The following is a 20202-nucleotide window of genomic DNA, read 5'->3' on the forward strand; positions in this document are numbered from 1 at the left end:
CTGACACAGGTCAGTGGTTTAGCTGAGCCGGCCTCAGCATGGCAGATTAAGACTAGCACTGATACATTTACGCTGAACACTGCTGAACATCACTGTTCAACTATGCAGCGATAGCATTCTGTTTGTTTCCATTCGCGTTAGCGGGACGGAGTCCAAACAGAATGGCGGTATCCCGCAAAGCTTTGAGTAGAATACCCAAAGCGCAGTTTCCGTGTCGTCTTACTACCAATTTTCTGCTTTGCTTTGGCTACCATGTTGGCAGACTCGAAAGTAAACAGAAAGATCAACTGGTAGTAATCCGTACTGAACATATTATACATTATTTTCAGTATAGTTGAGCTTATTATTGACTAGAGTCATGCTCTTCCTTCAGCCTATGAACCCTACGCTGCAAGCCCGGATCCTGGAAGCCAAGCAACTGCTTCAGCAGTCTCCCGATACCTTTGCGGAGTGGTTGGTGGCTTTTTACCGAGAGCAAGGCGCAAAGGATTGGCGGGAGTTCCTGTGGGGTTTCTTTGACCTCTCCTCAGCCAATGATTTGGCTTCCCCCTCTGAGCCAGAGGCAATTACCTTGTCAGCGCTGGAGCAGGCCTTGGCTGCGAACCAGCTGAACCTTGCTTACCAGCTTTACACGCCTCTGGTGAGAACAGGGATCCTGTCCCAGGAGAAAGTCTTGGATTTGTTGCTATCCCTCGCAAGTCGTCTGGAAAACAGCCCCACGCAGGATCCACAGCAGCGTCTTCAGGCTTGTCTGAAGCTGCGGGAGATGGCCTTTGAGCTGGATCCAAGCCGGCGGGACAACACCCAAGTTTTGCTGATGCGGGCCCTGCAAGCTCAGGATGAGCTGGCAGTTGGCTTTTATGGGCAAGCCTTGCTGGAGAGCCTAGGCGGCGAGAAGAGCCTCGATATTACTCAGGAGCCGCTCCTCACTGAATTGCTCGCGCGGCTATGGGATGACGGCTACCTGGATTTGTTTTTTGAGGTGGCCACAGCTTTACAAGCTCGTCTTTTGGAGGACCAGAAATCCGGATTTGCTGCTTTGCTGGCCCAGCTAGCCAATGCTGTGGATCCCGAGCAGGCGAAGCGCTATGAAGGTTTGTGGACGATAGAGGACTTAATCGGTGACTTTTTTCAGAGGGCAGCCCGCGCCTTCTTCCGGAACTCTACCAGTGATGGCTATTCCATTTTAGGAGAAGCTCTCATCACGGCGGCCGAGAGCTCACAGGTGCAAGAGAACTTTACTCTTCGTCTATCCCTTCTATCAGAATCGCTGGAAAAGTTGATCCATGCTGCCCAGCCAGAACGGATAAACCTTGTTATTCAAAAAATTATAGACTTGATTTTGTCAAGGGAAACTAACTTAAAGTCCTTAAAAATTGATGACGAAAACCTACTTGAGAGCTTAACAATTTCCAAATCCATTATATTTCGAGTTTGCTTTTGTTGGAGTTATCTAACTGACGATCGCTCTCTGATTCGTCATTACCAACAAATTGGTGGTAGAATCTTTAACGACTGCCTAAGCTTAATGGCTTCTCAGCGAGACTTTCTTTGGTCGGAATATTGGCAGAAGAATCAGCAAGACTACTGCGGATCTGGCAGAACTAAGCGAAAGCTGAGGGTAGGCTTTCTGGGTAACTGCTTTCAGCGACATTCGGTTGGCTTTCTCAGTGAGGCTACTCTCAGGAACCTATCTTGCGATCTTCTGGACGTTGTCTACTACTACTACCAGGGGTGGAAAAATGAAGATATGGCCAGTCATGACAATATGTATCAAAAGTTTCGCTCTCACGAAAATCTCCATTTTCGCTTTTTTCCAGGAGAAACCAATTCGCCTCAAGTAGCTGCTCAAGCACGCGAGGATCGCATCGATATTATGATATTTATGGACTCTATTACCTGCCACGATGCGAATATTGTAGCAGCTTTGCGAGCTGCCCCCATCCAAATTGGTTGGCTGGGTGGAGATGCTGTTGGTTTGCCGGAATTTGACTACTTCTTTGCCGATCCCTATATCCTTCCTGAAGATGCACAGGCCGATTACCATGAAAAAATTATCCGCTTGCCTAGCTACTGTGCTGTGGACTATCTGGACGTCCTGCCCGCTGATAAGATAGATTTCAGAGCTAAGCTGAGAATCGATCCGCAAGATATTGTTCTTCTAACTGCGGCCAGTGCCTACAAGCGCACCCCTGAATGCATTGATGCTCACCTGCAGATTCTAAAAGCCGTACCTAACGGTATCCTAATTGTCAAAGGCTCGGGGGAAATTGCCACGGTTATCAGGCGCTATCAGGAAAGAGCCAAAGAATTAGATGTTTTGGATCGCGTCCGATTTCTAGCCAAAACCAGCACTGTAGAAGAGCATCGCGGCCAACTGGCTTTGGTGGATCTGGTCTTAGATACCTTTCCCTACACAGGCGCAACCCACACTATGGAAGCTCTCTACATGGGTGTGCCAGTTCTTACCTTAGTAGGTCGCCATTACTACGGCCGAATGAGCTACAGTCTGCTAAAAAATATCGGTCTTGAAGATTGTATCACTTGGTCAGTAGAAGAGTTTATCCAACGTGGGATCCAACTGGGCAATGATCCGGAGTGGATTAATCGGATCAAAAGGCAAATCAAGGATTCTCGCCGTTGGTCGGTGATTTGGGATCCAAGAGAACATGCCCGCAGCATGGAAGCTGCTTTCTTCCACATCCTGGAAGGTAAATCCCACGAAACTTATACGTTTCACCCCAACGACTTGTACTCAACTCCAGATGAATGGAACCAAGCTGGGATCGAGCTCATTCGATCCCTAAGTGCTGATGCTTCAGTCTCAACACGTCAATCTGCTTGGGAACAGGCACTATCCCTGTGGCGAAGAAGTTTGGCTAAGGATCCCCGCCATGTTCCCTGCTGGCTAAATCGAATACATGCTCTACTGGTACTGGGCGATCGTCCTCGCGCCTTTGAAGATGCCTACGCTCTACTAGAATTTCTGTGCACAGAAGCGGCAGGTTTACGTCCTTCCAAAGCGATAGATCTCCCCATCTGGGTTGAAAGCGAAGTTTCTGCCCGCCCAAATGCTTACACGAAACACAGTTACCTCTATTATTTAGCCAGATGGATAGCTACTCATATTGGGGTCGTATACAGCCCAGAAGCCATGCGATTTTGGAACCTAACTTATTCGATAGATCCAGATGATGAACAAGCAGCTCTGGCGGTAGCGATTGAGCTTCTCTCGCAGAAAAAGATAGAAGGGCTAATACCAATTAACCATATACTTAGCCTTGATCCAACTCATCGCCAAGCATGGCTGGTCAAGGAAATTGCACTGTGGGAGGTTGTGTCTCGAGTGCAAACAGCCTCTTTCCCTGCGCAGCCCGATCTCTATTTTGACTATGAAAATTGCAGACTCTCCCTCGAGCCTTCGTTCTCGAGTGTTGTCACGCGCGTTCTACTTACTCAAGGAGAATGGTTTGAGAGCGAGATTAGCTTCTGCAAGCACTTTTTAAGACCAGGGATGAACGTAATCGATGTAGGGGCAAATGTTGGAGTATATACTTTCCTTGCTGCGCATCGAGTAGGCCCTACGGGTAGTGTAATCGCAATTGAGCCCACGGCTTCTTGTCTTCAGTGTATGCGGAAGACAATAAGTGCCAGCTCCCTAGAGGATGTTGTCTTCCTTATCGAAGCTGCTGCCGGTGAGCATGAAGGCACTGTTCAGTTAGGAGAAGAAAGATCTGGGGCATTTAACTCTATCGGAGATCCGAAGCAGGCATCAGGGCAGGCGTCAAATAATGGTGAAGGAAAAATTGTGAATCTTGTTACCCTGGACTCTGTGTGGCGTTCGAAAGGTGAACCCCGGATTGATCTTATCAAGATTGATGTAGAAGGCGCGGAAGAGCAGGTCGTTTCCGGCAGTCTAGAGTTGCTTGCCGCCAGTCACCCTGTTCTTATTCTTGAAAACAAGCACGGCCCTAAAGTTACTGGAACTTCTACAGCTAAAATACTGGAGCCTTTGGGATATGAGTTTTACACCTACAACCATTTCCTGAATAAGCTAGCCAAGATCAAGACTCAGCAATACTCGATTTCTACTCTAAACATTATTGCGATTCATCCTTCAGATCTGGAAAAAGTTGCAGACATGATATCGGTTTAGAAAGTTGGATCCGAATTTTGCTCTTTTGCTTGTGTTGAGCAAGGAGCTTTCCAGGGCTGGGTGGTTTCTGTTGTACGAGCAAGTCATTCAACTTTTCTGGGGAACAGAGCTTGCAGTGGGGGTGGGCAATCGTAAGTAGACAGCTCATGCCAAGAAGTCCAACTGACGTTAGACACTGCAGGCGCCGCGAGCAAGCCAATTTGAGCAAATTCAACTAACCGGAAGAGCGTAGCAATTGCATCAACTGCTGAGGCGTCATCTGCTCGTAGGGCTCAAAGGGCTGGTGGATCCAAGGGTTATCCGGCAAATAGTCCACATAGTAGTCGGGTTGATAGACGGAGGCGGCCTTGTACCACAGTACGCCGGTGCGGATCTCCTCGATGTAGAAGCCGTAGTGGTGCTTGAGCCAGTGGACAGAGCGCTTTAGGGTCATGCCAGAGTCTGCCAGATCGTCCACCAACAGCACGTGGCTGCCCAGGTTGGCGGTGGTCATGGCTAGATCCCGCGAGAAGGTCAGTTGCCCCCGCTGGCGGTTGCCGGGGCCGGAGTAAGAAGAGGCCGAGAGGATGGCCAGGGGCAGGTCGAAAAGACGGGCCAGGGTATCGCCGATGCGCAGCCCCCCCTTGGCAATACAGACGATTTGGTTAAATTCCCACCCGCTTTCGTAGACTTTGACGGCCAACTCCTCGATTTTGCGGTGGTAGTCGGCCCAGGTGATGGAAATCTCGTGCAAGGGATCCCCCTATAGCAGTCTGGAGTGCTCAATTCTAACTATATTGACTGATGTTCTCTTCCATCGACTTGCACCCAGATCGAGAGTCTGAGATACCTAGTTCCCCCTCAAAGGGATCACCTTCACCCAATGGGCATAGACGGGATCCCGATTTTCGGTAATTGCCGTCAGCTTCTGCCGCAACTGCTCGGTGATGGGGCGGGAGGGGGGCAGGACGTACTGCTCGATCTGGCGGATGGGCGTAATCTTGGCAGCAGTGCCGGTTAAAAAGGCCTCGTCAGCAATCAATAGCTCCGATTTGTCAACGGGCCGTTCTTGGGTAGGGATCCCCAGATCACGGGCCAGGGTGAGGACACTGTCGCGGGTGATCCCTTCCAAGATATCTTGGTCGAAGCTGGGGGTAATCAGCACGCCATTGCGCACGATGAAGATGTTCATGCCCGAGGCTTCGCTCACTTTGCCCTGGGAGTTCATCAAAATGGCCTCGTCATAGCCAGCCTGCGCCGCCTCGGTTTTGGCCAAAGAGGAAGTGATGTAGGCGCCGGTGATCTTGCCCCGCAATGGTAGGCTGCGATCCTCTTGCCGGGCCCAAGAGCTGATGCGGCAACTGACTCCCTCTGGCGAGAGGTAGTCCCCCAGTTCCAAGCCGTACACGAAAAAGTCTTTCTCAATGTTGTGCAGCCGCGGCGAGATGCCTAGGTCGGAGGTGTACACCAAGGGGCGGATGTAGAAAGACGTGGAGGGACGGTTTTTTCGGATCAGCTCGACGATCACCTGCTCAATCCGTTCAGCAGGGAGATCAAAACAGAGCAGGCGGGCGCTTTGACTCAGTCGTCGGCAATGGCGATCCAGACGGAACACCAGAACTTGATCCGGGTTTTGCGGGTCTGGGATCCCGCGTAGGCCGCCGAACGCCGCTGTCCCGTAGTGCAGAGCATGGGTGGCAATGGAGATCTTCGCCTCAGCAAAGGGGACAATCTGGCCCTGAAAGTAGGCGTAGGGCAGAAAATCTGGCATGGTCGGCACCCACCGGGGTAGGAATGAGAGGTAGGAATATTATCACCGATTCGTGCAGTGCCGGGAGCTCCAACGTCAGCATGACTTCCCTGCCTATAGTAGCAGCACGCGGGATAGGCGTAGAGCATGCCTCTAACCCCCAAAACCCTGAACTTTGCTGAATTTACTGAGCTTTAGGCGGTTTGGCAAAAGTCATTGAGAGGGATATAGTAGACCAAGTTTCCCCCTGATCCTTGAGTCCACCGCAACGGTTGCCGGGAAGTGAAGGGGGAAAGCGCTCGGGGGGTATTCCTCAGGGCTTTGCGGGATACCGCCTTCCTGCTCAGAGATAGGCAGGATGCGATCGCTTCTTTCCTGAACCATGTTCAGGAGAGTTCAGCGTGAATGTATCAGGTATTCCTCCCCCGCAGCAGCGTTGTTTAGCCAGTCAGTTTCCGAGAGGGTTGGATTGGAGAAGCAAACAGTTCGTAGCTGAAGAGGGGCCGAGCAACTACACCCTATGACGCAAGGGGGATAAACTCCTTGCGAAGGCAGCAATGCTCCTTGTGGCAAGGCTTCTTGAGTCTCAGGGTGTAGGGTAAGGAGGTGGTTGCTCAAGCAGCTGTAAATAAAGCCTGCAAAACTTTCGATTGCTTCCTTACTTTTGCTTGGCATTTTGCCCCTCGGCGGCCCGATGCTACTGGTAGGTGGGAGCATGAAAACTGCTTTTGCCCAATCTTCTGCTCCGCCTATCCCCATTAAGGAAGCTATTCGGATCGCTCGATCTGCTGTTCCCAATGCTGTGATCAAAGAAGTTGAGTTGGAGCGCGAAGATAGACGCCTAGTTTGGGAAGTGAAATTTACCAACGATATTGAAGTTAAGATCGACGCCACTACCGGCAATATTGTCGATATCGACGACTAGCACCCAGGAGATGCCCCCTGCATAGGCGGGGGTGAGCGTTGCCGGAAAAGGCTGTAGCTGCTACTGCTTGATGAAAAAGTAGCGACCTTGAGAACTGCGAAAGCTGGGTTGTGCAAAGGTCAGGGATCCCTTTCCTTTTGGGCATGGGGAAAGCGTCTACACGGTAGCTGCCTGATGGCTGAAGCCGGTTCGACAGCTGGCTAGGGACAGGTGGTGGGGTCAGGCTGAGCTAGAATGCTGTCTATCCGTCTTGCTGCTCCCCCTGATGGACGACCCCCCTTTAGCCTCGGCGGCTACTTTCCCCAACACTGAGCTTTCGTGGGGAGATGCGTCGCTTAGTCTCCTTTGGGTCATCGGTCTTCTGGTCATCAACGCTTTCTTTGTCGCAGTCGAGTTTTCCTTGGTATCGGCGCGGCGCTCCCGCATGGTGCAGTTGGCGAGTGAGGGAAACCGCCAGGCGGCAATTGTGCAAAAAGCCCAAGAGCAACTGGAATATGCCCTCTCCACCACCCAGTTGGGCATTACCCTGGCCAGTGTGTTGTTGGGCTGGATTGGGGCTACGCAAGTGGCGCCGACGCTGTTTCTGGCCTTGAGGCAGTTGGCTTGGCTTCAGAACCTGGATCCGGCCCTTGTTCGAGGGGTGGCAGTGGTGTTGGTGTTTTCGCTGCTCACCTATTTTCAGATCGTGGTAGGGGAGCTGATCCCCAAGACTCTGGCCATCCTCTATTCCGAGCCGATTGCGCTCAAACTGGCCTGGCTCAACCGCTTGGTAAGCCGCTTCCTCCACCCTTTTGTCGAGCTGCTCCGCTTCTCCTCCCGCTGCCTGCTGCGCATCTTGGGCGTCCGCATCCCCGAGGCCACTTCCTTTTACAGCACCATGACGGTGGAGGAGCTGCAACTGTTGATCGCTTCCTCGGTGGAGTCGGGCAACATCGAGGCGGAAGAGCGAGAGCTTTTGAGCAACATCTTCGAGTTTGGCGAGACGGTGGCCAGCGAGGTGATGATCCCGCGTACCAGCATCGACGCGGTGCCGGAAACTGCAACGGTGCAAGAAGTGCTGGCCGAGGTGGCCGAATCAGGACACTCCCGTTACCCGGTCTACGGCGAGTCTTTGGATGACATCCGCGGGCTGATCCACGTTAAGGAATTGATCGGCCAGTTGGCCAAGGGATCCATCGACCTCCACAGCCCCATCACCAACTTCATCCGCGAGGCCCACTTTGAGCCGGAGAACAAGCCGATTGCCGAACTGTTGCCCGAAATGAGGCAGCACCACTGGCCGATGGTGGTGGTGGTGGATGAGTTTGGCGGCACGGCGGGCCTGATCACCATTCAAGACTTGGTGGAGGAGATTGTCGGCAAGCTCTCCGATGGCCCGGATCCCAACACCAAGGAGCCGGACATTCAAGAACTCGACGAAAATACCCTGCTCATTCAGGCTCAGTTGGATGTTGAAGAGATCAACGAGCGCTGTGGCCTCAACCTGCCTCTGCACGAGGATTACCAGACGCTGGGGGGCTTTTTGATCTACCACATGCAGAAGATCCCACGTGCTGGGGAAAAGTTCACCTACCAAGAGATGGAGTTTCAGGTGGTGCGCATGGAGGGGCCACGGGTGGATCGGGTGAAGGTAGCCCGCCGCCCCGGCACCCCGGCAAACTCCCTACCGCTGCTCCCCCCGGCGCAAACGGCAAAAACCCGTCCATAAACCTGCTGGAGAGGACTAGGCCGTTGCTTTGACCACCTTCAGGGTTTGTAGGCGCACATCCTCTGGGCCGTTGATAAAGCCGCCTGCCTCATGCACCAACAGCAGATAGTCCACCGCCTCTTGAGTCACCTCTTCTCCCGGCACCAAAATCGGGATCCCAGGTGGATAGGGGGAGATGATCTCGGCGCAGATATGGCCCACTGCTTCTTGGAAAGGCACCCGCCGAATGGGAGCAAAAAAAGCCTCCCGGGGTGATAGCCGTTGTGGTGGCAAGCAAGGACGGGGCAGTTGTGCCAGCCGCTGCATTTTTTCCATTGCCGCTCTGGATGGGCGGGATCCCTGAAAATGTTGCGACAGGGCGGCGAAACTTTCCACCAGGCGGTCAATGTCTCGCTGGGTATTGCCGATGCTGACAATGAAGACCACATTGTGCAGGGTGGACATCTCCGGCTGCACGTGGAAGTGATCGTTAACCCAGTCGTGAGCGTCGAAGCCAAAGAGGCCCAGCCCCGACACCGTCACGGTCAAGCGGGTGCGATCCAAATCGAAAAAGCCGGGAGTGGAGCCAATGCGTTCCGGGCCAAAACAGAAGATCCCGGAAATACGGTTGAGGCGGGCGCGGGCCTGATCCGCCAAAGCCAAGGCTTGGCTCAGCAGGGCTTCTCCCTCCAGTGCCATCTGCCGCCGTGCCACATCCAGCGACATCATCAGCACATAGCTGGGACTGGTCGATTGCAGCAGTTGCAGAATGTTGCGCACCCGGTTGGGGTCAATACGGGATCCCTTGAGGTGCAGCATCGAGGCCTGGGTCATGCCGGAGATCACCTTGTGGGTGGACTGCACCACCAGATCGGCTCCGGCTTCCAAGGCCGAAATGGGCAATTCCGAATGAAACCCAAAATGGGGCCCGTGGGCCTCGTCCACCAATAGCGGTAGGCCATGGGCATGGGCGATGGCTGCCAGAGATTCCAGGTCGCAGCAAACCCCGTAGTAGGTGGGGCTGACTACCAAAACGCCTTTGGCATCGGGATGCTCCGCCAAGGCCCCCTCCAAACCGGCTGGGGTAATCCCGTGGGCAATGCCCAGCTCCGGGTCAAAATCCGGCTCGATATAGGCCGGCACCGCCCCAGAGAGGATCACCCCGGCAATGGCGGATTTGTGGCAGTTGCGCGGCAAGAGGATCTTGTCTCCCGGATCGCACACCGCCATCACCAGTGTTTCCACGCCACAGGTGGAACCGTTGACCAAAAACCAACTGCGATCCGCTCCATAAGCTGCTGCCGCCAGCTCCTGGGCCTCCCGGATCACCCCATCGGGATCGTGGAGGTTGTCCACCTCTGGCAACTCGGTCAGATCCGCCCGGAAGACGTTCTCTCCCAGAAAGGCTTGCAGATCGGCAGGGATCCCACGTCCCTGTTTGTGGCCTGGCGTGTGAAAAGGAGCCTTATCCAAGCTGCAATAGTGGCGGATGGCCTCAAATAGAGGTGCTCGCTCCTGGGCTTTGCGATCCAGCGAGCGCAAGCAACGAGAGGTTTTGGACAGATTGGACAGAACCACAGACCACTCCTCAACACACCAGGTGGGCATTTTGTGATTATCCATCCCAATGGAGGCTAAGTCCACCGCTGGCGCTTTTCCTGCTAGCCTGGGTTTTCAGGTGGCCTTTCTTCCTCTCCTGTATGTTTGAAAAACTGCCCTTCCCCCTGAGCACTCTCGTGTTGCTGGCCGGCGTTGCCGCCACGGCTTGGGGCTTTGCCCACTACAACGATCCCACCCTCAATCTCATCGGCCTGTTTGCCGGGATCCCCTTGCTGTTGGGAGGGGTGACCATGAAGGTAGTGGAACTCAAGCCGGTACCTGCCCTGGCCGCCCCTTCTCTCGAGGTGATCCAAGCCCGCGCCCAGCAGGCCACGGAAATTCAAAAGCAAGTCCGCGCCGATATCACCAAATATAGCTACGGGGCTAATGCCCACCTGGAAGATGCCCTGGAGTTTCTGGGTCTGCGCGGCCCTCTGGAAGCAGATCTGCCCAAGGTGAGAGGGTACAGAGAAGAGCTGCGAGATGGCCGGTATACCTTGGTGCTTCTGTTCGATTCCCCCAAGGTTCCCTTCCAACAATGGCAGGAAAGCTACCAGAAAAAAATGCAAGGCTTCTTTGGCCGAGATGTGGAGGTGCAACTGGGGCAGCCCCAAGAAAATCAGGTGGAATTGGCGCTTGTTGCCCGAGGTGGATCCCAGGCCACTTGAAGAAGCCATTAGCTGCTGAATGCAACTCAACGGATCCCGAAGCTAATGCAGCCAGTAACTCAGGACTGTCGAGAGTTAACTCATGAGGGGTGTGGGGAGCTATGGGTCCTGCGCTGTGCCTATAGTATCAGTGTTGGGAGGATGTCACGAAACTTGGCAGTTCGGCATAACCCTATTTTACGGATTGGGAATTTTACGGATTGGGAGGAAGACCAAAAGCAACATTATCATCCATAATGTAGGGCGTTAGCATGAAGACCACCTCATTGCGCTCGTTATTCACACTCTGAGAGCGGAACAAAGCACCCAAAAGAGGCAAGTCGCCTAGGAAAGGCACTTTTTGAACGTCAACGATGTCTCTGTCTTGGATTAAGCCGGCAATGATAAAAGTTTGCCCATCTCTTAACCTGAGCTGAGATGCTTCCAGCCGCCTTCTGTCGATGTTAAAAAGTGGAATGCCTGCAAAGTCTCCGCCTTCCAATCTTTGAAGGGGTACAGGAATGGAGATTTCCGGCTGAATGGTCAGGGTAACAAACCCATTGTCATCTATCCTAACTTCTGAGACGTTAAGGATAACCCCGGCATCCTCCCGCTGCAAACGCTGAGTAACGACTGGGGGCTGGTTTTCTCCCTGGGGTATGGTGATGGTTTCAACGTTAACGGGCACACTGGTTGCAATGCTAATTCGACTGGATCCGCCATCTGCCACCACAACTTTGGGGTCAGTTAGAATTTTTCCAGTTCCATTTTGTATTGCAGACTGCACTCTTAGAGCCAAAGACTGCTGCAGCCGGTTGAGAGTGTTAAATATTCCCGTGATGGATCCTGATGGGCCTGCAGGGCCGATAGAGCTTACCGAGGATCCCGCAGGTTGATTGAGCGGTCGTCCACCAAAGTTGGCGTCCCCTAAAGTTCCGACAGCAAAGTTGCCAGAAGCTCCCCCTAGGTTGATCGAAAGGCTCTCGTTGTTATTTAGCCGAATATCAACTGCCCTCAGCGAAATTAAAACCTGTCGCCGACGCACATCCAATTGGGCAATCTGAGCAGCCGCGATGTCCTGCTGCCGCGAGTTGCCGATCACCGTAATGGAGTTGGTGCGCTCGTCCACAACGAATTGGGCACCGGGAGCAACGGCGTCCAAAACTCCTTCCAGCCGACTGGCCAAATCGGTGGCGACTGCCTGATTCACGCGGTAATTGCGCACCAGGATCCCAGTCACCCCTGGCAGGTTTTGTCCAACAAATACGGTTTGGCCCCTTCGCTGGGCCTGCAACTGTTTTAGCCGCAAGATAAAGTTGAATGTCTCCTGTAAGGGCGAGTCTTGCACATCCAGAGAGATGGTTAGATCGGGTGGGACGTCGTTGAGCACCACATTCAACCCTGCTCGCCGCACCAACAAGCTCAGCACATCGCCCACAGGAGCATCTTTCAAGGTCAAGCTAATCCTGGCATTGGATCCGAGATCCACTGTAGGTGGATCAGGCAGGATTGTGCCAACGGCAATATCTCCGGCAGGAGGAGCCACAGCTCTCCCCTGAAAAGGAGATTCGGTGGGCAAACTTCCCGGCGGCAATTGAGGTTGGTTGAGCTGGCCCACAGAAGGCACCTGAGAAATCACGGGTGCAGCAGGAACAGCAGGTGCAGGAGGAGCCGCTTGAGTTGTCTGCGAAGGGGCAGGGTTTTGAGCGACCGGTTGGGAGGCAGGGGCAGGAGCTGCGGGCTGAGGAACAGGAGCCACGGGCTGAGGTCGGTTTAGTGACGCCGGTTGGCCGGGCGCTACTGGGTTGGACGAGGGTTGAGGGGGAACCGCCGCTAGGGGAGCCAGTGGGGCAGAGGGTAGGCCCTCAAAGTCGAAGACCAACTGCGTCGGGCTGCGCCGAGCCAGCAAGCCTTGGGGAGCTGCGGCCACACCGGCTATTTCTATCCGCACGCTGTCGTTGCTCAACTGCCAGGCCTCAATGAAGCGCACCCCCGGCAGGGGAGACTCTTGGCGATAGCGGCCCTGGCTTCCGCTCAATTGAGCATTGGTGATGTCCCCGATCCAAGATTGTCCCTGCTGGGTAAAGAACACCTGTGGGCGAGCGCCCCCTTCGGTGTTGATCTCCAACTGCATGCGGTTGCCGTTGGGCACCAGGCGGATATCTGTGATGCGGCTGAGGCGTTGCGGGTTTGCGGAGGTCAACTGTTGAGCGGCTGCCTCATTGACCCGGCTTTCTAAGGCCAATGGGGGCAGGGACAGGATCAAGCCCAACGCACACCCATAAGCAACTCGACGGTTCATCATCCTCACACCTCACTCCTTCACCCAGTCGTATTCTTGCTTCACCTCGCCACGGGTGCCTTTGGCCTCGTTCACCCCGTGCTTCCCTGATCAAAGCCGAAATCTCGGACTTTGCCACTACCTGTAGCCGTTTCGGAAGAAATTTTTCCCAGATCTTCGATTCGGCAACACTATCCGTGCTGAACCGGCGGTTGTTCCCGTCTTCTGAAAACCAAAGGGGATCCCGCACTGGCAGGATCCCCCCCTGAGTCAAGGCATGGCTGGGCTACTGACCAGGTGCCGTTTGCCCTTCAGGTGGAGGAGCAGTGCCCAACGGAACGTCTTTGTTGTAGATGTAGGCAATCAAATCAAAAGCAGCGTCCAGTTCCCCTGTGTCTTGAACAGGATTTAAGCTGATGTTGCTCACCCGGAACAGCGTGCGCAGACGTTCTATATCTCCCATCAGATTGATCAGCTCCGTATAGGGGCCACGCAGAGCGACACGGGTGGTCTGCACTTGGATGGCGGGAGCGATGATCCCAGGCACTTCCGGATTGGCCGAAGACGCTGGAGTCAGTGGAGAAGGGCTAAAGCTGCGCAGCTCGCTGTTGGGCTGCCCCTGCACCAGCCGGTTGAGATCCAGCAGTTGCGTGTCGGCATTCTCGGGGGTGGAGAGCAGGGCACTGATCTGTTCCCGCTCCACGCGAGCTCTCTCGACCTGATTGGGCACATCTTGCAAACCGGCAATCTGGCTCTTTATGTCCTGCAACTGGGTGGTTTTGTTGGCTACCTCCCTTTCCAAAGCCTGTACCTCCTCGATCAAGGGGCGAAGTTGGGTGAAGGCCAGAAACCCCGCCGCGCCTAGCCCTGTGATCCCGATTAAAAGACCAATTCGAATGGGGGTCAGCTCCACGCCCAGCAGTACCGGCGGCCCTGCCGGGGGAACCACCAGTTGTTCGTCGGGAAAACCTTCGACCGATCCAGTCATCAGTTCGCCTCCACTCGACGCAAAATGCGGATCTTTTCAACCAAGCCTATCGCTCCCCGCTGCTCCAGCTCGCGGGTAAATTCTGGGTCGGGATCCCCCAGGGTACGGATGGTTACGGTTATGCCGTAGGTAACGCTGGGCTCGGTTAGGTCTGTGCCGTCCACCCGGGAGCTGCTGTTCAGGACGGCGCTGGTAACAAAGTTGGAATCCAGCAGGGTGAGCAAAAAGTCGTTCACCAGGGGAAAGTCCAGCGCCCCTCCTTGGATATTGACAGTATCCCCGGAAGCGCTGATGTTGGTTATCCATACCCCCTGGCCGGGGATCTTGCGCCGCAGCTCTTCCAAGATGGCCGACCAAGGCTGGACGGATCTCAGAAAGGAGCGGAACCCTTCCGTTTGGGCGCGAATGGTTTGCAGCTCTTGATTGGCATTCTGCAGCTGGGACAACTCAGCATTGGCTGTGCTGAGCTCACTGTCAAGGCGAGCCCGCTCCGCCCTCAAGGTTTCTCTCTGGCGGGAAAAGCTGTCTTGGAAATACCAAAAAGCTCCCATCGCTACAGCAGCAACAGCAACCCCCAGGCCAATGGCCGGGATCCAATTCTGGGATCCCTCTGCAGCCTCAGCTGCGACTACTGCTCCCCCACCTGTTCGAGCTGTGGTGAGGACATCCGGCCTTTCTTTGAGGAAATTGATCTCCGGTGTGTACATCTCTTTAACCGCCTTGTGCGCTATTCCATCGGTTGGGCGAGCTTGCGCTGCCTGCTGCCGCTACTTGGTGTCTTCCCGCAGCGCCAACCCCAGGGCCACTCCCATTGCTGGGCGTTCCTCCAGGGGCAGTTCCACGGAATCCGGCACGACAATGTTGCCAAAGGGATCCGCCAACTCCACCGCCACGCTCAACGACTGAGATAAGAAGCCGTCGATTTGGCCGATGCTTGCCCCAGTTCCGGCCAGCAGTACTTTCACCACAGGCGAGCTGCTTTCTGTGCTCGTAAAGAAGTCGATGGAGCGCTTCAGTTCATCCGCCAAATCGGAGACAACGCGCGTTACTGCTGCTACACCGGGATTGCTGGGCGCTGGCTGTTCTCCCGTGGCCAAAATATCGGTGGGGTTGATCAAGGGTAACCTCAGAGTTCGCAACAGGTCGCCGGTGCGGCTAACCGGCAGATTCAGGGATTGGGCCAGCACCTGCCGCATGTGGATGGTGCCGATGTTGACGGTGCGGGTAAATTGCGGGATCCCGTTCACCAAAATGCTGATCTCGCTGCTGTCGTAGCCGATGGAGCTGAGCAACACGGCCTCTTGGGGGCCGTACTGGGTTAGCTGATCGCGGATGGTGCGAATGAGGGAGAAGCTGGCCAGCTCCACACAGCGCACCTGCAAGTTGGCCACCTGCAGCACCTCCAGGTAGTTGTCCACCACCTCTTTGGGGATGGCCACCAGCAAGACTTCGATGCGCTCAATGCCATCCTGGGAAAGATCGAGACCCAAGGGTTGGTAATCGACATCCGCCTGATCCCGCGGATAGGGAATGTAAAGTTCGGCCTCCTGCTCCAAAACCACCCGGCGCAGCTCATCGGCAGGTAGGTCGGCAGGCAGGCGAATGAGACGAACGATGGCCTCCCTTACGGGCACTGCTGTGGCTGCCGGCAGGTTGGTGGGCACTTTGTTTTCATTGAGCAAATTCATCAAGACCAAACCAACCGTGTTCGGATCGAGGATGCGCCCTTCGACCATCGCCCCTTCCGGCATTTCCACGCTGTGGTAGTGGGCCAGACGATAGCGACCATTGCCCTGCTTTTTCAGTTGGGCAACGGCGATGCGCTCGGGGTTGATGTCCACCCCAAGCATGGTTCGGGTTTTGGAACCACCAAGAAAACTAAACACGCCGGGAAACCCCGCCCTTTGCGCTACTGCTAGAGGCATACTACCCAATTTGTAGGTGGGTTACCACTGTTCGCCATTGGCCGCGGGGAAATCCTTGTCTGGGCCGATCCCTCCCTGCCAGCCGCAAGTGCAGGGCTTGCGCGGTGTTGAGCGGTGTTGGAAATTCGCTTGACTCAACGGGTCTGTTGCCGCGCCCACTCACGGAACTGTTGTAACCGCTCACAACCCTTCTTCCTCGAGGGCCTGGACGTTTTGCACAATCCGGGAGAGCTCGTTTTTCTCATCCACATTGATGCGGGTCGGGGATCCGCTGATAATGCGCTCGTAGCCCCGGAAGGAATCGCGGATTTGGATGCCTGCGTTGGAGATGAGGTACTCGCGGATCCCTTTGTCGTGCCAGGATCCCCGCATTTTGAAGACGTTGAGGGCGCGGGCCATCTCTCCGCGGATCTCCACGTATTGCAGCAGGATGATCGTGTCGGTGATGGTGGAAATATGGGATTCGGTGATGGAATGGGATCCCATGAATTGGTCGGTGGTGTTGGTGAAAAAGCCGGTGATCTCCTCCTGCTTGGCCAGGCCAGTTACCCCGATTACAAACTGGCGGAAGGCATTTTGGCTCACTCCCCGCGCCAGGGCTGACAGGGAGTCGATGGCCATGCGGGAGGGCTTGAAGGCCATCATCTCGGTTTTGATCTTCTGCAGGTGGTCTTCCAGGCCGGCAGATTCTGGGTAGGCGCAGATGATCTTGAGGAGGCCCTGCCGCTCGAACTCTTCCAGGTCAATGCCCCAGGAGGAGGCGTTGCGGGACAGCTGCGCCCGCGACTCTTCGTAGGCAAAGAGAATGCAGCGTTCCCCATCCAGGCAGCCCCGCTCCAGGAATTTGCTCACCAGCGAGGTTTTGCCCGTGCCGGTGGCGCCGGTGGCCAAAATAATCGAGTCTTTGAAGAAGCCGCCGCCGCACATTTCGTCCAGCTTCTCGATGCCGGAGGAGACCCGCACGTTGGAGGAGCGCTGCGTCAGCTGCATGGCTCCCAAGGGGAAGATGTTGATCCCGTCGTTGGTGATGGTGAAGGGATATTCCCCCTTCATGTGGGTGGTGCCCCGCAGCTTCAAGATCTCGATGGTGCGCCGCCGTTTCTCTCCCTCCAGGATGTTGCGTAGGATCACCACGTTATCGGAGACGAATTCCTCTACGCCGTAGCGGGCGATGGGGCCGTACTCGTCGGTGCGCTCTGTGGTCATGACGGTGGTGACGTTGGCCTGCTTGAGGCGGGCCGTCAGGCGGAACAGCTCCCGCCGCACCACACCGGCAGGGTCGTATTGCTGAAAGATGGCTGTCACTGAGTCGATGGAGACCCGCTTGGCTTTGTATTTGCGAATGGCGTACTGGATGCGCTCGATGAGGGCCGACAAATCAAAGTTGCCGCTCACCTCATAGCCTTCGGGATCGGGGGAGGCATCCAGGATAAACAGTTGGCCCCTGTCGATGAGGGCCTGCAGATCCCAGCCAAAGCTGGAGGCATTGCGAATGATATCGGCGGGGGTTTCCTCAAAGGTGACGAAGATCCCCGGCTCTTGATACTTCACGATGCCGTTGTAAAGGAACTGCATGGCAAACAGGGTTTTGCCGGTGCCGGAGGTGCCGCTGACCAAGGTGGTGCGTCCCAGGGGTAGCCCACCGTGACTGATGTCTTCAAAGCCCTCGATGCCCGTCTGTTTTTTGGGGATCCCTCGCAGCTCTGAGAGATCCGCCCGGTGGTTGTCTGGGGTTGGTTCGGTGGAGTCCTCTGCGGTGTTATCTTGTGGCTTTTCTGGCTCAGAAGGCCCCAATGACTGGTTCATCCCACTCTCCTTGCTCCTGCAGCCTGTCTCAAGCCTCTTCGTCCAATTCTTCGTAGAGCAGATCCAGGCCGATGAGCACTTTCTCGCGGTTGGACAGATCGCCAATAATCTTCCGCACCGGTGGCGGCAGGATTTTGGCCAAGGTCGGCGTTGCCAAGATCTTATCTTCCTCTGCCAGTTGCGGATTTTTCAAGACATCGATCACCTTCAGGCTGTACACGCCGCGGAACTCCTTTTCCAAGATGTCTTGCAAGGTGCTGAGGGCACGCAGAGAATTGGGGGTGTTGCCCGCCACGTAGAGCTTGAGAACATAGGCTTTGCGAGTGGACATATCTAAGGATCCCTTGGAGCGGTTTTGGGAATGGAGCGGCGGTACATTTCGCTCAGGTGGGCCATCACATCGATCAGGGTAAGGCGGTAATCCAGCAGGATCTCTTCGCTGCGGCCTTCCAGCTTCAATTGTTTGGCAAAGTCTTCCATCAAGTTCATGTGCAGCTCCAGCAGTTGAGCAGCGCCGATATCGGCAAAAAAGGCCAAGGCCACCAGCTCGTCGATGCGGGCATTGACGGTCTCGGGAGATTGAAAATAGTCCAAGACGATTGCCTGGTAAAGGTTACGCAGCCGTCGCATGAGGGCTTGCTGCTCGTGGGGCGGGAGGCGACGGTAAAACAGCTCTGGGTCACGATGATAGTACACTCCGGCGTAGCCCAGCCGTTCCCGCAATTTCTCCGCCAGCCGCCGTTGTTGTTGGTTGCTGTAAGCCAGGTAGGGCTGATCGCTGGGATGCGCTGGGCCCTGCGGGAGGCCGCAGGTGGGAGACATCTGCAGAAACAAGGCGATGGCCCGATCCACCAGCAGCTCCAAGACGGAAGGGGATCCCGAAGCGGTACAGTCGGCCCGCACCTGCCCCTTCAGCTCCTGTGGCGAAATGGGACGGACGAGGGTGGCGTTGTGGTAGAAAAACTGCTCTCGCTTGAGCAATGCTTTCACCAAAGATGAGGTGGCAGGGATCTCTCCTTCCGTCTCCGGTGTTTCCTTTTGCAGGTGGGATTCTTCCAGCACAATCGCCAACACCGTCGGCAGCAGCAGTCCCCACGCGCAGAGCTGATTGCCCAGATCGTGCAGCTCTTGCAGCCGAGTGGGATCCACCAGGAGCACCAAGCAATCGACATGGCCGTCTTGTCTCCTGAGAGCCTCTAGGAAGGTAGCTTGATCCTGAAAACACTCGACAACAAAGCGTTCAGGGGGTAGCCAGTCCTCGCAAGCTAGGGGCTCTCCTGCTGGCGGCTCCCAATCCAGCAACAGGTTGATGCGCAGTGGATGGGTGTCAGGCAACAAGACAAAGGATGAAGATATATTTCCTATCTTAAATCTGACCGGGATCCGCGCTCACCGGCCAGAGGAAAAGAGCGGGAGAAAAACCTAAACTAGGGGTGAGTGAGCTGCTGCCGAGATCCCTATGGTGCCCCTGATCATCGACTGTGACCCTGGCCAAGACGATGCGGTGGCTCTGCTGCTGGCTATGGCGTCGCCAGAAGAGCTGCAATTGCTGGGCATTACCACGGTGGCTGGCAATGTCTCCTTGGACAAAACCAGCCGCAATGCTCGACAGATCTGTGAATTGGCCGGTCAGCCGCAGATGGGGGTGTATGCCGGCTGTCCCCGACCTCTCTTGCGCCCTCTGGAAACCGCCGAGCAGGTGCATGGCAAAACCGGGATCGACGGAGCGGATCTGCCGGAGCCCCAGATGCCTTTGGGATCCCAGCATGCAGTGCCCTATCTCATCGAGACGCTGATGGCTGCCCCTGAGCCGGTTACCTTGGCTTTGCTGGGCCCGATGACCAACTTGGCAGTGGCCCTGGTGCAGCAGCCTCGGATTGTGGAGCGCATCCAGCGGCTGGTGTTTATGGGGGGATCCGCCTTTGAGGGGAATGTTACCCCGGCAGCCGAGTTCAACATCCTCACCGATCCCCACGCCGCCCAGATCGTGCTCAGCGCCGGGATCCCGGAGGTGGTGATGCTGGGCTTGCACGTCACCCAACAGGTCCTCAGCACGCCGGAGCGGATTGAGCGCATCCGCGCCCTGGGCACCCGCGTTGGGCAGACGGTGGCCAATATGCTCACCTTTTACGGTAAGGTCGACGTAGAACGCTACGGGCTACCGGGAGGGCCATTGCACGACCCTTGTGTGATTGCCTATCTGTTACAGCCGCAGTTGTTCGAGCTCAAGCCCTGCTACGTCGAGGTGGAAACGGCTAGCCCCTTGAACCTGGGCCGGACGGTGGTGGATCGCTGGGGATCCAGTGGTCGCCTCGCCAATGTTCAGGTGGCTTTTGGGGTGGATGCCCAGGGGTTTTACCACCTGCTCACCGAGCGCCTGGGCCGTTACCGATAATTCTGATAGTTCTGATCCTTGAGGCCAGATCCGAAGGTGGAGAATCCCAGCGCCGTCCAACGTG

Annotated in this window: 15 protein-coding genes; 5 read left to right on the forward strand and 10 right to left on the reverse strand. The window is 55.5% G+C overall.

Features of this window, described 5'->3' with window-relative positions:
• The first annotated feature begins 376 nt into the window (after nucleotides 1–376).
• The gene (locus ACVWYY_RS09600; RefSeq protein ID WP_457440391.1) at nucleotides 377–4156 is read left to right on the forward strand and encodes an FkbM family methyltransferase; all 3780 of its coding nucleotides are present in this window, start codon (nucleotides 377–379) and stop codon (nucleotides 4154–4156) included.
• 214 nt (nucleotides 4157–4370) lie between these two features.
• On the opposite strand, the gene ACVWYY_RS09605 is transcribed toward ACVWYY_RS09600, so the two are convergent.
• Complete coding sequence (locus ACVWYY_RS09605; RefSeq protein ID WP_414329088.1) at nucleotides 4371–4889, reverse strand: phosphoribosyltransferase; 519 nt, start codon at nucleotides 4887–4889, stop codon at nucleotides 4371–4373.
• 96 nt (nucleotides 4890–4985) lie between these two features.
• A complete protein-coding gene (locus ACVWYY_RS09610; protein WP_457440393.1) occupies nucleotides 4986–5906 on the reverse strand; it encodes a branched-chain amino acid transaminase in 921 nt (306 codons plus the stop codon).
• A gap of 694 nt (nucleotides 5907–6600) precedes the next feature.
• On the opposite strand from ACVWYY_RS09610, the gene ACVWYY_RS09615 reads away from it, so the two are divergent.
• Together ACVWYY_RS09615 and ACVWYY_RS09620 are read left to right on the forward strand one after the other, a co-directional pair.
• Nucleotides 6601–6810, forward strand: coding sequence for a PepSY domain-containing protein (locus tag ACVWYY_RS09615; RefSeq protein ID WP_457440395.1), 210 nt, complete (start codon nucleotides 6601–6603; stop codon nucleotides 6808–6810).
• Between the two features lie 265 nt (nucleotides 6811–7075).
• On the forward strand, nucleotides 7076–8518 hold the full coding sequence (locus ACVWYY_RS09620) for a hemolysin family protein (protein ID WP_457440397.1): 1443 nt from the start codon (nucleotides 7076–7078) through the stop codon (nucleotides 8516–8518).
• Nucleotides 8519–8533: 15 nt separating this feature from the next.
• Here the strand turns inward: ACVWYY_RS09620 and ACVWYY_RS09625 are convergent, their stop codons facing one another.
• Nucleotides 8534–10075 (reverse strand): aminotransferase class I/II-fold pyridoxal phosphate-dependent enzyme, encoded by a 1542-nt coding sequence (locus ACVWYY_RS09625; protein WP_457440399.1) that lies wholly within the window; start codon nucleotides 10073–10075, stop codon nucleotides 8534–8536.
• Nucleotides 10076–10197: 122 nt separating this feature from the next.
• On the opposite strand from ACVWYY_RS09625, the gene ACVWYY_RS09630 reads away from it, so the two are divergent.
• On the forward strand, nucleotides 10198–10764 hold the full coding sequence (locus tag ACVWYY_RS09630) for a DUF2854 domain-containing protein (protein ID WP_011432137.1): 567 nt from the start codon (nucleotides 10198–10200) through the stop codon (nucleotides 10762–10764).
• A 193-nt stretch (nucleotides 10765–10957) separates the two neighbouring features.
• Here ACVWYY_RS09630 and ACVWYY_RS09635 read toward each other — a convergent pair whose 3' ends face one another.
• The 7 genes from ACVWYY_RS09635 to ACVWYY_RS09665 all read right to left on the reverse strand — a co-directional run bounded on the left by ACVWYY_RS09635 (nucleotide 10958) and on the right by ACVWYY_RS09665 (nucleotide 19081).
• Nucleotides 10958–13048, reverse strand: a complete 2091-nt coding sequence (locus ACVWYY_RS09635; RefSeq protein WP_457404038.1) for an AMIN domain-containing protein — start codon at nucleotides 13046–13048, stop codon at nucleotides 10958–10960.
• Nucleotides 13049–13310: 262 nt separating this feature from the next.
• A complete protein-coding gene (locus tag ACVWYY_RS09640; protein ID WP_457440401.1) occupies nucleotides 13311–14012 on the reverse strand; it encodes a hypothetical protein in 702 nt (233 codons plus the stop codon).
• A complete protein-coding gene (locus ACVWYY_RS09645; protein ID WP_414329097.1) occupies nucleotides 14012–14719 on the reverse strand; it encodes a PilN domain-containing protein in 708 nt (235 codons plus the stop codon). The genes ACVWYY_RS09640 and ACVWYY_RS09645 overlap by 1 nt, the downstream gene beginning before the upstream one ends.
• Nucleotides 14720–14779: 60 nt before the next feature.
• The gene (pilM, locus tag ACVWYY_RS09650; RefSeq protein ID WP_457440403.1) at nucleotides 14780–15862 is read right to left on the reverse strand and encodes a type IV pilus biogenesis protein PilM; all 1083 of its coding nucleotides are present in this window, start codon (nucleotides 15860–15862) and stop codon (nucleotides 14780–14782) included.
• Nucleotides 15863–16117: 255 nt separating this feature from the next.
• On the reverse strand, nucleotides 16118–17743 hold the full coding sequence (gene kaiC / locus ACVWYY_RS09655; protein ID WP_011432142.1) for a circadian clock protein KaiC: 1626 nt from the start codon (nucleotides 17741–17743) through the stop codon (nucleotides 16118–16120).
• Nucleotides 17744–17771: 28 nt separating this feature from the next.
• Nucleotides 17772–18074 (reverse strand): circadian clock protein KaiB, encoded by a 303-nt coding sequence (gene kaiB / locus ACVWYY_RS09660; RefSeq protein WP_011430723.1) that lies wholly within the window; start codon nucleotides 18072–18074, stop codon nucleotides 17772–17774.
• A gap of 2 nt (nucleotides 18075–18076) precedes the next feature.
• Nucleotides 18077–19081, reverse strand: a complete 1005-nt coding sequence (locus ACVWYY_RS09665; protein WP_414343474.1) for a circadian clock protein KaiA — start codon at nucleotides 19079–19081, stop codon at nucleotides 18077–18079.
• A 121-nt stretch (nucleotides 19082–19202) separates the two neighbouring features.
• On the opposite strand from ACVWYY_RS09665, the gene ACVWYY_RS09670 reads away from it, so the two are divergent.
• Entirely contained in the window at nucleotides 19203–20138 is a 936-nt protein-coding gene (locus ACVWYY_RS09670) for a nucleoside hydrolase (RefSeq protein WP_414382892.1), read from the forward strand.
• Nucleotides 20139–20202: the final 64 nt, after the last annotated feature.

It is taken from the genome of Thermostichus sp. MS-CIW-34, from assembly GCF_054060435.1.

Bases quoted from the DNA above. Each gene is read 5' to 3' on its own strand.
- ACVWYY_RS09640 (WP_457440401.1), bottom strand. From the start codon at position 14,012: ATGACTGGATCGGTCGAAGGTTTTCCCGACGAACAACTGGTGGTTCCC.
- pilM (WP_457440403.1), bottom strand. From the start codon at position 15,862: ATGCTTGGGGTGGACATCAACCCCGAGCGCATCGCCGTTGCCCAACTG.
- ACVWYY_RS09630 (WP_011432137.1), top strand. From the start codon at position 10,198: ATGTTTGAAAAACTGCCCTTCCCCCTGAGCACTCTCGTGTTGCTGGCC.
- kaiB (WP_011430723.1), bottom strand. From the start codon at position 18,074: ATGTCCACTCGCAAAGCCTATGTTCTCAAGCTCTACGTGGCGGGCAAC.
- ACVWYY_RS09600 (WP_457440391.1), top strand. From the start codon at position 377: ATGAACCCTACGCTGCAAGCCCGGATCCTGGAAGCCAAGCAACTGCTT.
- ACVWYY_RS09620 (WP_457440397.1), top strand. From the start codon at position 7,076: ATGGACGACCCCCCTTTAGCCTCGGCGGCTACTTTCCCCAACACTGAG.
- ACVWYY_RS09610 (WP_457440393.1), bottom strand. From the start codon at position 5,906: ATGCCAGATTTTCTGCCCTACGCCTACTTTCAGGGCCAGATTGTCCCC.
- ACVWYY_RS09615 (WP_457440395.1), top strand. From the start codon at position 6,601: ATGAAAACTGCTTTTGCCCAATCTTCTGCTCCGCCTATCCCCATTAAG.
- ACVWYY_RS09635 (WP_457404038.1), bottom strand. From the start codon at position 13,048: ATGATGAACCGTCGAGTTGCTTATGGGTGTGCGTTGGGCTTGATCCTG.
- kaiC (WP_011432142.1), bottom strand. From the start codon at position 17,743: ATGAACCAGTCATTGGGGCCTTCTGAGCCAGAAAAGCCACAAGATAAC.
- ACVWYY_RS09645 (WP_414329097.1), bottom strand. From the start codon at position 14,719: ATGTACACACCGGAGATCAATTTCCTCAAAGAAAGGCCGGATGTCCTC.
- ACVWYY_RS09670 (WP_414382892.1), top strand. From the start codon at position 19,203: ATGGTGCCCCTGATCATCGACTGTGACCCTGGCCAAGACGATGCGGTG.